Annotated in this window: 11 protein-coding genes and 1 pseudogene; 3 read left to right on the forward strand and 9 right to left on the reverse strand. The window is 45.8% G+C overall.

Features of this window, described 5'->3' with window-relative positions; translation table 11 throughout:
- The first annotated feature begins 11 nt into the window (after positions 1-11).
- Positions 12-578, forward strand: coding sequence for an elongation factor P (gene efp, locus ACED60_RS07980; RefSeq protein WP_009847919.1), 567 nt, complete (start codon positions 12-14; stop codon positions 576-578).
- A 222-nt stretch (positions 579-800) separates the two neighbouring features.
- On the opposite strand, the gene frdD is transcribed toward efp, so the two are convergent.
- The 4 genes from frdD to frdA are packed head-to-tail and all read right to left on the reverse strand — an operon-like array spanning position 801 to position 4,162.
- A complete protein-coding gene (gene frdD / locus ACED60_RS07985) occupies positions 801-1,178 on the reverse strand; it encodes a fumarate reductase subunit FrdD (protein WP_009847918.1) in 378 nt (125 codons plus the stop codon).
- 11 nt (positions 1,179-1,189) lie between these two features.
- The gene (gene frdC / locus ACED60_RS07990) at positions 1,190-1,573 is read right to left on the reverse strand and encodes a fumarate reductase subunit FrdC (RefSeq protein WP_017097244.1); all 384 of its coding nucleotides are present in this window, start codon (positions 1,571-1,573) and stop codon (positions 1,190-1,192) included.
- Position 1,574: 1 nt separating this feature from the next.
- Entirely contained in the window at positions 1,575-2,339 is a 765-nt protein-coding gene (locus tag ACED60_RS07995; RefSeq protein ID WP_009847917.1) for a succinate dehydrogenase/fumarate reductase iron-sulfur subunit, read from the reverse strand.
- The gene (gene frdA / locus ACED60_RS08000) at positions 2,339-4,162 is read right to left on the reverse strand and encodes a fumarate reductase (quinol) flavoprotein subunit (protein WP_371727277.1); all 1,824 of its coding nucleotides are present in this window, start codon (positions 4,160-4,162) and stop codon (positions 2,339-2,341) included. Before frdA ends, ACED60_RS07995 begins: the two co-directional genes overlap by 1 nt.
- Positions 4,163-4,613: 451 nt before the next feature.
- Here frdA and epmA point away from each other — a divergent pair, with 451 nt between their 5' ends.
- Positions 4,614-5,585 (forward strand): elongation factor P--(R)-beta-lysine ligase, encoded by a 972-nt coding sequence (gene epmA / locus ACED60_RS08005; protein ID WP_248384863.1) that lies wholly within the window; start codon positions 4,614-4,616, stop codon positions 5,583-5,585.
- Between the two features lie 33 nt (positions 5,586-5,618).
- Here the strand turns inward: epmA and ACED60_RS08010 are convergent, their stop codons facing one another.
- From ACED60_RS08010 to rsgA, 5 genes and pseudogenes are all read right to left on the reverse strand, one after another.
- Positions 5,619-6,506, reverse strand: a complete 888-nt coding sequence (locus ACED60_RS08010; RefSeq protein WP_371727278.1) for a DMT family transporter — start codon at positions 6,504-6,506, stop codon at positions 5,619-5,621.
- A 160-nt stretch (positions 6,507-6,666) separates the two neighbouring features.
- Positions 6,667-8,546, reverse strand: a pseudogene (locus tag ACED60_RS08015) (methyl-accepting chemotaxis protein).
- A 291-nt stretch (positions 8,547-8,837) separates the two neighbouring features.
- Positions 8,838-10,253 (reverse strand): DASS family sodium-coupled anion symporter, encoded by a 1,416-nt coding sequence (locus ACED60_RS08020; RefSeq protein WP_371727279.1) that lies wholly within the window; start codon positions 10,251-10,253, stop codon positions 8,838-8,840.
- A 321-nt stretch (positions 10,254-10,574) separates the two neighbouring features.
- Entirely contained in the window at positions 10,575-11,486 is a 912-nt protein-coding gene (asd, locus tag ACED60_RS08025; RefSeq protein WP_009847911.1) for an archaetidylserine decarboxylase, read from the reverse strand.
- 125 nt (positions 11,487-11,611) lie between these two features.
- Positions 11,612-12,667: a small ribosomal subunit biogenesis GTPase RsgA gene (gene rsgA / locus ACED60_RS08030; protein ID WP_371727280.1), complete on the reverse strand. Its 1,056-nt coding sequence runs from the start codon at positions 12,665-12,667 to the stop codon at positions 11,612-11,614.
- Between the two features lie 150 nt (positions 12,668-12,817).
- On the opposite strand from rsgA, the gene orn reads away from it, so the two are divergent.
- Positions 12,818-13,363 carry an oligoribonuclease gene (orn, locus tag ACED60_RS08035; RefSeq protein WP_012603103.1) on the forward strand — a complete coding sequence of 182 codons (546 nt, stop codon included), beginning with the start codon at positions 12,818-12,820 and terminating at the stop codon, positions 13,361-13,363.
- The last annotated feature ends 234 nt before the right edge of the window (positions 13,364-13,597 follow it).

The following is a 13,597-nucleotide window of genomic DNA, read 5'->3' on the forward strand; positions in this document are numbered from 1 at the left end:
AAGAGAAAATCATGGCGTCAGTAAGCACCAATGAATTCAAAGGCGGTTTAAAATTCATGTTAGATAACGAGCCTTGCGCAATTATCGACAATGAATACGTTAAGCCAGGTAAAGGCCAAGCGTTTAACCGTGTAAAACTTCGTAAACTGCTGTCAGGCAAAGTGTTAGAGAAAACATTCAAGTCAGGCGAAAGCTTCGAGCTTGCAGATGTTGTTGACGTTGAACTAGGCTACCTATACAACGATGGCGAATTCTACCACTTCATGAACAACGAAACATTTGAGCAAATCGCAGCAGACGTAAAAGCAGTCGCTGATTCAGCAAAATGGTTAGTTGAAAATGACGTTTGTACTCTAACGTTGTGGAATGATAACCCTATCACTGTTACTCCGCCAAACTTTGTTGAGATCGAAGTAACTGAAACTGATCCTGGCCTTAAAGGCGATACACAGGGTACGGGTGGTAAACCTGCAACTCTAGCAACAGGCGCGGTAGTTCGTGTTCCTCTATTCATCGCTATCGGTGAAGTTGTTAAAGTTGATACTCGTACTGGCGAATACGTTGGTCGTGTGAAGTAATTTGATTGTGTCCATCTTGTTTAAGGTGGCTCAGTGAAATAGAAAAGGTCGCTTATGAGCGGCCTTTTTTGTATCTGGCGATCGGAGAAGAGCAGATTCGAGTAAACGAGATTCGACAAGTAACAAAAAAGCAGAACAAGATAATCCTGTTCTGCTTCTAGTATTTTCGTTCTTAAACTCTTCGAATCTCAGTTACCCGAATCTCGAATCTGCTCTTAACTGTTAAATCATAAAAATGAAGATAACAGATAGCGCGCTGATTAGGCCTGCAACGAAGTAGCAACCCACTTTACCAGCAACACCGACGTGGAACTTAAGGTCGTGCATGCCGTGGTGAAGACGGTGCATTGCGTGCCACATTGGCAGTGCTAGCGTACCGATGATGAATAGCGCACCGATAATGCTGGTGGCAAACTCAGAGACACGCTCGTAGCTCATTGCATCCGCATCGATTATGCCCATTGGCACCAAGATACCCAGCACTAGAATCGTGATTGGTGTAATCATCGCGAACCAAGTACCGCCAGCGCCGAATAGGCCCCACCAGATTGGTTCATCAGAGCGTTTCGGATTGTGGTTAACATTGTAATTTGTGTTCATAACGAAGCTCCTTACACCACCATCAGAACGATTAAAGAAATAAATGCCACCGCTGCCCACTGGGTCAGTACGATGATTCTTTTATCTACCAATTTGCCTTTAAGACGGATTGGCATTACTTGAGGCATCATGCTGAAGAAGGTCTGAGCGTGCAGTAAGCTGCCAAGCAGTGCCACGATGTTGATACCAACAACGATAGGGTTAGCCATAAAGCTCAACCAACCTTCCCACGCTTCAGGGCCTTTCACTAGCGAACCCAAACCGAAGGTTAGGAACAGAGTGAATAGAATCAAAGGCAGTACAGTCGCTTCACGTAGCATGTAGAAGCGGTAGAACGGATGGTTGCTCCACCATGTTCTCTTCATCTCACGAACATAAGGCTTACGATTGCTCATATTATGCCTCCTCTGCTGTTTTTACTTGCGATCCATCAGGCTTGAACATCGAGATAACGAAGTCCATTGAAGACTCAACTTTGCCTTGGTTTACAGCTGCTGCTGGATCTACTTTCTTCGGACAAACGTCAGAACAGTAACCTACAAACGTACAGCCCCAAGCGCCGTTGTCGCCATTGATAAGCTTCATGCGCTCAGCTTTACCATTGTCACGGCTATCTAGGTTGTAGCGGTGAGCAAGAGCAAGTGCTGCAGGGCCGATGAACTCAGGATTTAGACCAAACTGAGGACACGCTGCGTAACACAAACCACAGTTGATGCAGCCAGCGAACTGTTTGTACTTCGCCATTTGCTCTGGAGTTTGGATGTTAGTGCCGTCTTCTGGCTTACGGTCGTTACCAATGATGTAAGGTTTGATTGCTTCAAGGCGCTCGATAAACGGCGTCATGTCGACGATCAAATCTTTCTCGATTGGGAAGTTAGCTAAAGGCTCGATCTTGAAGCCGTTCGGGTAGTCACGTAAGAAGCTCTTACATGCCAGTTTTGGCACGCCATCAACCATGATGCCGCAAGAACCACAAATCGCCATACGACAAGACCAACGGTAAGACAGGTCTTTATCTAGGTTATCTTTGATGTAACCAATCGCATCAAGTACCGACATGGTTTCATCAAATGGAACTTCAAAGGTTTGAAAGTGAGGTTCTGCATCGTGCTCAGGGTCATAACGCAGAATTTCAATTTTTTGGATTCGATTCGCTGACATTATGCTTGCTCCTCTTCGCTCTTCTTCGCATTCTCTTCTGCCGCTTTTTCAGCAGCAGCGGCTTTCTCGGCTGCTTCACCGTATAGACGAGCTTTAGGTTGAGATTTAGTAATCTTAACGCCGCTGTAGTCGATAGTTGGTGCTGCATCTTCGTTGTAGAAAGATAGAGAATGTTTAAGGAAGTTCACGTCATCACGTTCTGTGCAGTTGTCGTCTAGACGTTGGTGTGCTCCGCGAGACTCTTTACGAAGGATCGCTGAGTGAACCATCGCTTCGGCAACTTCAAGGCCGTAACCCACTTCGATAGCGTAAAGTAGGTCAGTGTTGAACACTTTGCCTTTGTCTTTAATGCTGATCTTCTTGTAGCGAGCTTTCAGTTCAGTGATTTTGTCGATGGTTTCTTGCATCAAGTCTTCTTGACGGTAGATACCACAACCCGCTTCCATGGTGTGACCCATTTCAGTACGGATATCAGCCCAGTTCTCATCGCCTTCTTGAGCCAAGATGCCAGCGATGCGATCTTCAACCGCTTTCACTTGCTTAGCAATAGACTCTTCGTTCCAGCCTTTGAATTCAGCGGCACGTTTCACGGCTTGTTCACCGGCTACGCGGCCGAATACTACGAATTCAGCAAGAGAGTTAGACCCTAGGCGGTTTGCGCCATGTAGGCCAACTGAAGCACACTCACCAACAGCGAATAGCCCTTTAATGCGAGTTTCACAGGTACCGTTGGTTTCAATACCACCCATGGTGTAGTGAACGGTTGGGCGAATTGGGATTGGCTCTTTTGCTGGGTCTACGTTTACGTACGCTTTTGCAAGCTCACAGATAAACGGAAGACGCTCTTGCAGGTACTCTTCACCAAGGTGGCGAAGGTCAAGGTGTACGACATCACCAAGCGGGTGCTTGATGGTGTTGCCTTTCTGCTGCTCGTGCCAGAATGCTTGAGAAACTTTGTCACGAGGACCCAGTTCCATGTATTTGTTTTTCGGCTCGCCCACTGGAGTTTCAGGGCCCATGCCGTAATCTTGTAGGTAACGGTAGCCGTTCTTGTTGACGATGATACCGCCTTCACCACGACAACCTTCGGTCATCAAGATGCCAGTGCCCGGTAGGCCTGTTGGGTGGTATTGAACGAACTCCATATCACGCAGTGGCACACCATGGCGATAAGCCATTGCCATACCGTCGCCAGTTACGATGCCGCCGTTGGTATTACAGTGGTAAACACGACCTGCGCCACCGGTTGCTAGAACAACAGATTTTGCTTTGATGGTAACAAGCTCACCTTCAGACATGTGAATCGCGATTAGGCCTTGTACTTCGCCATCTTCAACGAGCAAATCCACCACAAAGTACTCATCAAATCGTTTGATTGTGTCGTACTTCATCGAAGTCTGGAACAGAGTATGAAGCATGTGGAAGCCGGTTTTATCCGCTGCGAACCACGTTCTCTCTACCTTCATACCGCCGAATCGGCGTACGTTTATTTCACCGTTTTCTTTACGACTCCATGGGCAGCCCCATTGTTCCATTTGGATCATTTCGCGAGTCGAGTTTTCAACAAAGTATTCAACAACATCCTGTTCACATAGCCAGTCGCCACCGCCAACAGTATCGTTGAAGTGGTTATCTAGGCTATCTTCGTCTTTAATTACCGCTGCTGAACCGCCTTCTGCTGCTACCGTGTGCGAACGCATTGGGTAAACTTTAGAAATCAGTGCTACTTCCAATTCAGGATTAGCTTCAGCTGCTGCAATTGCTGTACGAAGACCAGCGCCGCCTGCGCCGATGACTGCGATATCTGTGGTAATTGTCTTCACAGTTATTCTCCAGTGTGATGCGGAGTATTCCGCTTGTAATTATAAAAAGCCTATTTAGGAGGTTCTAAATCGTAGGAACCATTTAGCGCCCCTAAGCCTTAAGTGGTAGGTTCAGTGTAAGAGAGGAAGGTATTCGAAAAGTTGATGCATTTGGGTTTTTAGGTCGGTAATGCATATGGAGGCATAGAAATTATAGGTTATGTGACTGCAATCACGGCAATGAATTGTTGATAACGATTAACCCACAGGACGGGTGTTAACGGCTTGTTGAGTATGATTTTTGTTATCAATATTGATGTGAAATCTGTATTGATAATTGTATTGTAGAACGTAATTTTCTGGCTTCATTAAAACAACATTTTGCTTTCACGAATAGAAAGATAGAAGCTTACAAAAGCGATGAAAGGTGGTAATTTTCGTCGCCTAGAATTCAGTAATATGGAACTCAATAATGCACTCTACATGGCAACCGGCCGCAACCATTAAACAGTTAAAGCAACGTGCTGATATCCTTAATCAAATTCGTCAGTTCTTTGCTGAGCGAAACGTGATGGAAGTGGATACGCCGGCGATGAGCCACGCCACGGTGACGGACGTGCATTTGCATACTTTCAAAACTGAATTTGTAGGGCCGGGTTATGCGCACGGTCAGCCACTGTTCTTTATGACTAGCCCTGAGTTTCATATGAAACGTCTATTAGCGGCGGGCAGTGGCTGTATCTACCAAATTTGTAAATCTTTCCGTAACGAAGAGAATGGCCGTTATCACAACCCTGAGTTCACCATGTTGGAGTGGTATCGAGTTGGCTTTGATCATCATGACCTGATGGATGAAATGGATTTGCTGTTACAGCAGGTACTTAAATCGGGCTCAGCAGAGCGGATGACTTACCAACAAGCCTTTATTGATGTGTTAGGTGTGTGTCCACTGGAAGATTCGATGGATACTCTAAAACAAGCGGCAGCGAAGCTTGGGCTTAGTGACATTGCTGATCCAGAACAAGACCGCGATACCTTACTACAACTACTGTTTAGTATTGGGGTTGAAGCAAAGATAGGGCAACAAGTGCCTGCGTTTGTTTATGACTTCCCAGCATCACAAGCGGCGTTAGCCAAGATTAACCCGAATGATCCACGAGTGGCGGATCGCTTTGAGGTGTATTTCAAAGGCATTGAATTGGCAAACGGCTTCCATGAACTAGACAAGCCACAAGAGCAGCTCAAGCGCTTTGAAGATGACAATGCCAAACGTATTGAGATGGGCTTATCGCCTCAACCGATTGACCATCACTTGATTGAGGCATTAAAAGCGGGCTTACCAGACTGTGCGGGTGTTGCTTTAGGTATTGATCGTCTGATCATGCTGGCATTAGGTTATGACCATATCGATGATGTGACGGCTTTTCCGTTCCCGCGCTCTTAGCTCTCTATTCAGTTAGTCCTACTTACTGTTTGGCTAATTGACTAAAATACCAGTACCCACTACGGCAACAATGGCACCTATCCAAGCGTAGACGTTCGGTCTCTGCTTGGTGTATAGCCAGAGTATCGGTAACAACATGATGGGTGTGGTTGAAGATAACAGAGCGACCATACCGACATTGCCTTCCTGCAACGCATACAAAATCAACGTCATTCCTACTGCCATCGCTAGAAAACCATTAACCTCGGTAATCGCGAATATCTGCTTATTCATTGGGTTAAGTGCGCGTGAAAGTTTGGCGCCTGTTAAACGAAATGCGGAGTGAGCAACAAAAGCGGTGATCATTCGAATGGCAGAAGCGGCAACAGGGTCGATACTGGTTTGCATCACGGGTTTGGCAATGATGCCGCCCAATGCTTGGCAGATCGCTGCGGTGATTCCCAGTGCGACACCAATCCACACGGTGCCCTTGATGGTTTCAAGCTGATTGTTGGCTTGTCCTCGACGACCAAAGAATATCGCAGTTAATACACCACTAAACACCAAAGCCGAGCCAATCAGCTCAACAGAAGTCATGCTTTCACTAAACAGGAAGTAACCAAGAATCGCCGAGAACACGGCGTGACAAGAGAACAGTAAACCCGCTTGGCGCGGTCCCATTCGGTTCAAACAGGCAAATAGGGCGGTATCACCAATGAATATACCAATCAGGCCAGATAGCATCATCGGCGTGATTAGATTGGCTTCGACAGTTGACCAACCTCCGGTAAACCAAGCCATGCTCGATAAGATGATCGCGGTACAACCCATTCTCCAACGGCTATAGGCGAAAGAACCTAAGTGTTGGGCAGGCTTTACTGACATTAGGCTCGCAATGGCCCAAAGAAAAGCGGCAGCTAGAGCTAACCATTCAAATCCCATCTGAATAACATCCTTGTGTCTGGGATAAATTAGCTCATCAATATGCATCAAACCGAACTGAGAACAAAGTGATTCTTATGAAAGAACTACTTTGTTTCAGTTATTAGTTTATGTCAGCTGTCGCTCGGTGGTGTGGTTCACTTACTTTGCTTGAGTCGCGCTATACCTTAAAGCGCTCCACGTCTTGGCGCATCGACTCGGCAGCGCTACTCATTTCATTTGAGCTATTGCGACTGCTTTCAGCTTGCTGTGCAAGGTCATCAGAGGCATCCTTGATTCCTTGCGTATTGCGGCTGATGTCTTCGCTGACCGCGCGTTGCTCTTCCGCAGCACTCGCTATTTGCAGCGCCATATCGTTGATTTCAGTGATTGCCTGAGTGATCTTAGTCAGGCTGCCATGAGCTTGTTCTGCGAAGCCAACGCTGTTCTCTGCCAGTTGAGTGCTGGTGGTCATGCTTTCAACGGCATGTTCGGTATTTTTCTGCAGCGTATCAATCATCACGCGGATTTCTTCGGTCGAGCCATGCGTTCTTTGGCTGAGCACTCGGACTTCATCGGCGACAACGGCAAACCCACGACCTTGTTCACCCGCACGAGCGGCTTCAATCGCGGCATTCAATGCCAACAGGTTGGTCTGTTCGGCAATGCCTTGAATGGTGGATAGGATCTGGTTGATGCTTTGAGCATTACTCTCTAATTCACGAATAACATTGGCTGCATCTTCAACCTGAGTCGCAAGGCCTGTAATCGCATCGCGGTTTTGTTGGATAACCTCTTGGCCTTCGTTACAAGCGGTAGCGGATGCCTGAGATGCGGAGGCGGTTAATTCGGCATGGCTGGCCACTTCAGCTGCGGTGGCGGACATTTCATGAATCGCCGTCGCAATTTGGTTGATGTCGTTTTGTTGATTCTCGACTCGAATCGAAGATTGCGTAGCCAGTTGATTGGCTTTTTCCGCATGGTTGTTTAAGTCGTGACTGTGCTCGATTACGCCCTTAAGCATGCTTTGCATCTGGCTCAAGAACTGGTTCACGAGCTCGGCAAGTTTGCCAATTTCATCCATGCGCTTGATATCAATACGCTGAGTCAGGTCGCCTCTGCCTTGAGCAAGCTGAGTCAGTGCTTCAGACAATGTTTGCAGTGGGTGCAGCAAGCGGTTAATCACCATTGTGCTCGCAATCGAAATGACGATGTATAAAATCAAAGAGGTAAGCGTGATAAATTGAATGGCATCGGATACCGCAGAAAATGCCATTTCTTTATCGATCACAATACCCAATGACCAATCGGTATTCGGAACGTTAGCTATGTAGACCATTTTATCGCCTTGACCAGGCCAAGTTAACGTCGTGATCATTTGGTTTTGGAGCAGTTGTGATACTTTGTCGACCGTTAGCTCAGGGTTCAAATTCGTCAGTGGTTTCTGACTCAACTCTTCATCACTGTAGGCGACGATGTTGTTATTACCGTCGACTAAAAAAGCAAAACCGTCATTATCGAGTTTTACCTTGAGTACGGTATCAATAATGCTGGTTACGGTTAAGTCTGCCGCGATAACACCCTGTCTTTCACCATTAAATGCTTTAGCGAAACTGATGACAATGCTGCCGTCAAAATCTTGATAAGGTTCGGTAATGATGAGTTCGGATGTCGCGTTTGCATCTTTATACCAAGGGCGGGATCGTGGGTCGTAGTCTGCTGGCCAATCCTCAGCCTTGTCGCCATAAGCTATACTGCCATCACTGAATCCTGCATAAACAGACAAGAATTGCCCGGCTTGCTTGGTGATCAATAACTCGCGATCAGAGTTGCTATTGCTTGAAATGGTCGATTCATTGGCAAGCATCATATCACTGCGGATTGATAACCAATCGGCAATGTAGTTCGTCGTACCAACACTCACGTTTTTCACCTGTTGGTTGATCGCGACTTCAGTTTCTTGAGTAAGCTGATTAACAGATATCCAAGCTTGAGCGCCACTTACGACGGCAATAATAACCGCGATAGCGATCGAATTTTGAACTTAATAGTATGTCTCAAGGTTTATCCCTCCTTCTTGGATAAAAGGCTAATGACAGCGACGCGTTGGATTGCGAACGGATGTGTCTCTGCTAGGTGTCTAGTGTCGTTATATTTAAAGTTCGAAACGTGTTGAAAATCATAATTTAAATATATATATGATTATTTTTAATAAACAGTGAAGTGGAATCACAATTGGTTGCTGCTAAGGTGTTAATTGTTATCAGGATTTATCTTATTGGTTAAAATCTGGTAGCCCGCCAGCTAGCGAGGTCACGATTACTAGCTGGACGGAAGGGAGGCATTGACGTGCTAAGTGATAATAAACAGCGCGAGGTAGACCATCAGTAAGCCGACAATCCCTAAGATGATACCCATCTTCGCCATATCTTTGCTTTCGATAAGCCCAGTTGAGTAAGCCAGCGAGTTTGGTGGCGTCGATACTGGAAGAATCATCCCGAGCGATGCCGAGAAGGCGACCACAACCAGCAAGCCTTGTAAGCCTCCAATTGCTACTAGGCTTTCCATAGAAGCGCCAATCGCAGCTGCTATCGGCATCAGCAAGTTTGCGGTAGCTGTGTTCGACATGAAATTAGCCATTAGCCAACACACGATAGACAGCGTTAGTACCACAGCAGTCGGCGAGAGCGATTCATAATCAATCGCGTGTGCGAGTGCAGCGGCTAAGCCTGTTTTATCCAAGCCAATCCCAATCGCAATACCACCCGCAACCAGCCACAACACATCCCAGTTAATCAGCTTGAGTTCTTCTTTACCCATGATGCCAGTGAGAGTAAAAACAGCCAGTGGAATGATAGAGACCACATAAGTGTTCATGCCATGCAGTTTGGTGGTCATCCACAATAAGATTGTCGCAGCGAAGGTGACGTAAACCACAATCGCTCGCCAGCTCTTTCTAAATTGTCCATCAAGCTTGAGAACCATATTTCTTTCTTTAGAAGGGAAGAGTTTTTGTAGGAGAAACCAAGCGATGGTGAGTTGGATGATCACAAAGGGTAAGCCCATCATCATCCAGCTAAGAAAGTCGATACTGTTCTCGCCAGTTAGGTATTGCAGTGCGATCGCATTGGGTGGTGTACCTATGGGTGTCGCGATACCACCGGTATTGGCGGCGATTGGAATACACAACACGAGCGCTTTAATCCCCATGTCGCCTTTTGATGCAGAGGCTACGATAGGACCTAGCAATGCGAGCATCATCACCGTTGTTGCGGTATTTGACATGAACATTGAGAACACGGCGGTGATCAGCATTAAACCCAGCATGATGAAGCGAGGCTCCGTGCCAAATGGTTTGAGCAATACTCGAGCTAGGTTGTTGTCGAGTTCGTATTTGGATGCGGATATCGCAAGAGCAAAGCCACCCATGAAAAGGATGATGATTGGTGACGAAAATGCACCGAAGATGTCGGTATATTTGATTAATTCACCGAGATCGTGTCCTGCTGGTGGGTTTCTAAATAGATGTAAACCCTTGTCGGAAATCATCACCAGTTCAAGCGCAATGATCAGAATTGACGTGGCGAATACTGGAACGGGTTCAAGCACCCACAGTAGAGCTGCTAGTAAGAATATCGCCAACAAGCGGTGTTGAATCAGCGTGAGGTCATCGATAGGTATGGAATCTATTGGCATGAATAACACGCCTAAGGGAATCGCAAAACAAATCAACAGCTTGACCAGAACGCCAATATTGAGTTTAGGCATGTACAAAGACCCCATGAATAAAATATCTTCAAATAGAGTAAGTTATCTGGATTGTTGGTACTTGGAGACGGGTTGTAAAATCGAAAAGTTGTTTAAGGTTTCGACAGTTGTTTTGCTTTTGGTCAATATTTTATCTGGGCAATTAGAGGCAAGAGTGAGAAGCAGCAGGTGGCTGGGCAGGGGTTGAGGATTGAGGTTTGAAAGCTTTGGTTGTTAGAGCTTGAGTAGGAAACGAATTGGTAGAGTTCAGAAAAAGGCGCGTTCTTCTCTGATATAGAAAAAGTAACGCGCCTTTAAAACTAAATGAGTTCACTCAGATCGTTAAGCTTGGTCAGTGTTCTCTGCTGAATCAACAGCTTCAGTCTCAACGTCTTTACCCGCAATGTGCGCGAAAGGAGTGCCTAGAACGGTTTTCTCACCATTCTGCATAGTGTCGTCAAACTTGATTGCATCTTTAGCAAACAGGTTGATAACCGTTGAACCAAGCTTGAAGCGACCCATCTCTTCGCCTTTCTTCAAGATAATAGATTTATCACCTTGTGCTGGGTAATCCCACTTGTAAACCGAGTTACCGCGAGGTGGCGTGATGGTGCCAGCCCATACTTGCTCGATGCTACCTACGATAGTTGCACCAACCAGCACTTGTGCCATTGGGCCAAACTCAGTATCAAAGATACAAACCACACGTTCGTTACGTGCGAATAGGTTTGGAACGTTCTCTGCCGTTAACGGGTTAACTGAGAACAGGTCTCCGGGAACGTAGATCATCTGACGCAGTGTGCCGTCGCATGGCATGTGCACACGGTGATAATCACTTGGCGACAAGTAAAGCGTTGCGAATTCACCGTCTTTAAACTCATCGGCTAGGTCTGCATCACCACCAAGCAACTCACGTGCTGAGTAGTTATGGTTTTTAGCTTGAATCAGTTGACCATCAGTAATTGGGCCAAACTGACTTACACGTGCATCAGCAGGGTGAACAATAACAGAGTCACCTTCTGCGATAGGGCGCATGCCTTCTTTCAATTCACGTACGAAGAATTCATTGAATGTCTTAAAGTGTTTTGGATCGCTATGCAGCGCTTCATCCATGTTCACTTTGTATTGCTTGATGAACCAGTTAATGATCGCTGTCGTTAAACCACCCGCTTTAGCAGACGCCAGTTTACCAACTAAACGAGTCAGGCCATGTTGTGGGATCCAGTACTGCAATCCAACTTTAATCTTATCCATTGTATTAATTTTCCAATGCTAATTGTTTTTCAATTAAATCTGTCGATGACGGTTTAGGGCGCGAGATGTTACTTAAGTTCGCGCCAATTGTCAGTAAATGCACACATTTGTTCACAAAAACGCGATTAGAGCTCGGCTTTCTTGCTTCGTGAGTACTGACGGTTATCTTTGTTGTCAGCCATTGTTTCAATAATGCGATGGTAGCTAGCAAAACGTAAGCGGCTAATTTTTCCGTCTTCAACGGCTTCACGCAGAAGACATCCTGGGTCGTCATTGTGTTTACAGTCGCGGAACTTACAGCCACCTAGGTATGGCTTGAATTCAATGAAAGCATCTGTGACTTCATCGGGTTCTAAATGCCATAGGCCGAATTCACGTACCCCTGGGGAATCGATAAGATCACCACCAGAAGGGAAGTGATACAAACGCGCTGCTGTGGTGGTGTGTTGACCCAGTCCTGAGTTTTCAGAAACTGCGCCTTCTTCAATGTCCAATGTTGGCATCAGTGCATTCACTACGCTGGATTTACCTACGCCAGATTGACCAACGAAAATGTTGATACGATCTTTCAGTTCAGCTTCCAACTCTTTGATGCCGTAACCCGACTCTTTACTCACAAACATGACTTTATAGCCGATTTTCTCGTATATCTTCAGTGTTTCGCGGTATTCGCTAATTTGTTGTTCTGTCAGCAAGTCGACTTTATTGAGTACAACTAAAGGGGCGATATTCACCGTTTCAGAGGCGATCAAGTAGCGGTCGATGATATTAAGTGATAGCTCTGGTAGTACAGCTGAAACGATAACCATTTGGTCTACGTTTGCGGCAACCGGTTTGAGGCCGTCATAGTAGTCAGGGCGAGTTAGCATTGATGTTCTTGGCTCAACGGCTTCGACAACACCTGAGATGCCAGCCATTGACTCAAGCCCTGCGCGCCAAGTTACTCGGTCACCAGAAACTAAAGTCTCAATACTACGGCGTAAGTTACAACGGTGAACTTCGTTGGTTTCAAGATCTTCGATATCGGCATGTTGACCAAAGCGCGTAATCACGAGTCCGCTTTTTGTTCCGCCAAGCATGTTCTCGTCCCATTGGATAGAATCTTCTTTCTTGAGTCGCTTGTTCTGGTTGCTACGTACGCGACGTACCTGACCTTTGGTTAACTTCTTTTTTTTAGCCACAATTTTTCACTTAACACATCTAACTTGATGATTGGGAACTCAAACAGGATGTTGCTACTGCCATATAATTTCGATGGCTCTAAAGCTAGTTTGAGTATAGTTATTTGGGTATAGTACCTCTTTTATACATAAACAAATAGGCGACGCCTTATGTCCTTTAGCGATCAGAACCTTATTTGGGTTGATCTCGAGATGACAGGACTTGATCCTGAAACTCATAAAATCATTGAAATTGCTACTATCGTTACTGATAGTGAGCTTAATATCCTGGCTGAAGGACCTGTTTTGGCTATTCACCAACCTCAGAGTGAATTGGACAAGATGGACGAGTGGTGCACAACGACTCACACCGGCAGTGGCCTAGTGAAACGAATTCAAGACAGTACAGTTTCAGAACAAGATGCCATTCAACAAACGATTGAATTTCTGGAAAAATGGGTACCAAAAGGTAAGTCACCAATTTGTGGCAACAGCATTGGTCAAGATCGCCGATTCTTATACAAGCACATGCCAGAGCTGGAAGAGTACTTCCACTACCGCTATGTTGATGTTAGCACCCTGAAAGAGCTGACTCGCCGTTGGAAGCCTGAAGTGTTAGATGGTTTTTCTAAGTCGGGAAGCCACCTTGCATTAGACGATATTCGAGAGTCTATTGCTGAGCTGCAGTACTATCGAAAAACAATTATTAACATCTAATCAGATCAAATGTTCACGTTTATCTAACTTTTCAGGGACATAAGAGCTATTTTTTTTGCAAATATGTGTGCTTTTACAGCAGTTGAGTAAAAACTTGCTGATTTTTGCATTAAGGACTTGCATCACAAAAAAATGCTCTTATAATTCGCAGCCCTGAACGGCGAAAGACGTTTTCAGTTTGCGATACTAGCTCAGTTGGTAGAGCGCAACCTTGCCAAGGTTGAGGTCATCGGT

It is taken from the genome of Vibrio sp. 1F279 (assembly GCF_041439815.1).
In the GTDB taxonomy this organism is placed as follows: Bacteria; Pseudomonadota; Gammaproteobacteria; order Enterobacterales; family Vibrionaceae; genus Vibrio; species Vibrio tasmaniensis_A.

Bases quoted from the DNA above. Each gene is read 5' to 3' on its own strand.
- frdD (WP_009847918.1), bottom strand. From the start codon at position 1,178: ATGAACACAAATTACAATGTTAACCACAATCCGAAACGCTCTGATGAA.
- ACED60_RS08010 (WP_371727278.1), bottom strand. From the start codon at position 6,506: ATGGGATTTGAATGGTTAGCTCTAGCTGCCGCTTTTCTTTGGGCCATT.
- asd (WP_009847911.1), bottom strand. From the start codon at position 11,486: ATGGATAAGATTAAAGTTGGATTGCAGTACTGGATCCCACAACATGGC.
- ACED60_RS07995 (WP_009847917.1), bottom strand. From the start codon at position 2,339: ATGTCAGCGAATCGAATCCAAAAAATTGAAATTCTGCGTTATGACCCT.
- frdC (WP_017097244.1), bottom strand. From the start codon at position 1,573: ATGAGCAATCGTAAGCCTTATGTTCGTGAGATGAAGAGAACATGGTGG.
- orn (WP_012603103.1), top strand. From the start codon at position 12,818: ATGTCCTTTAGCGATCAGAACCTTATTTGGGTTGATCTCGAGATGACA.
- epmA (WP_248384863.1), top strand. From the start codon at position 4,614: ATGCACTCTACATGGCAACCGGCCGCAACCATTAAACAGTTAAAGCAA.
- ACED60_RS08020 (WP_371727279.1), bottom strand. From the start codon at position 10,253: ATGCCTAAACTCAATATTGGCGTTCTGGTCAAGCTGTTGATTTGTTTT.
- efp (WP_009847919.1), top strand. From the start codon at position 12: ATGGCGTCAGTAAGCACCAATGAATTCAAAGGCGGTTTAAAATTCATG.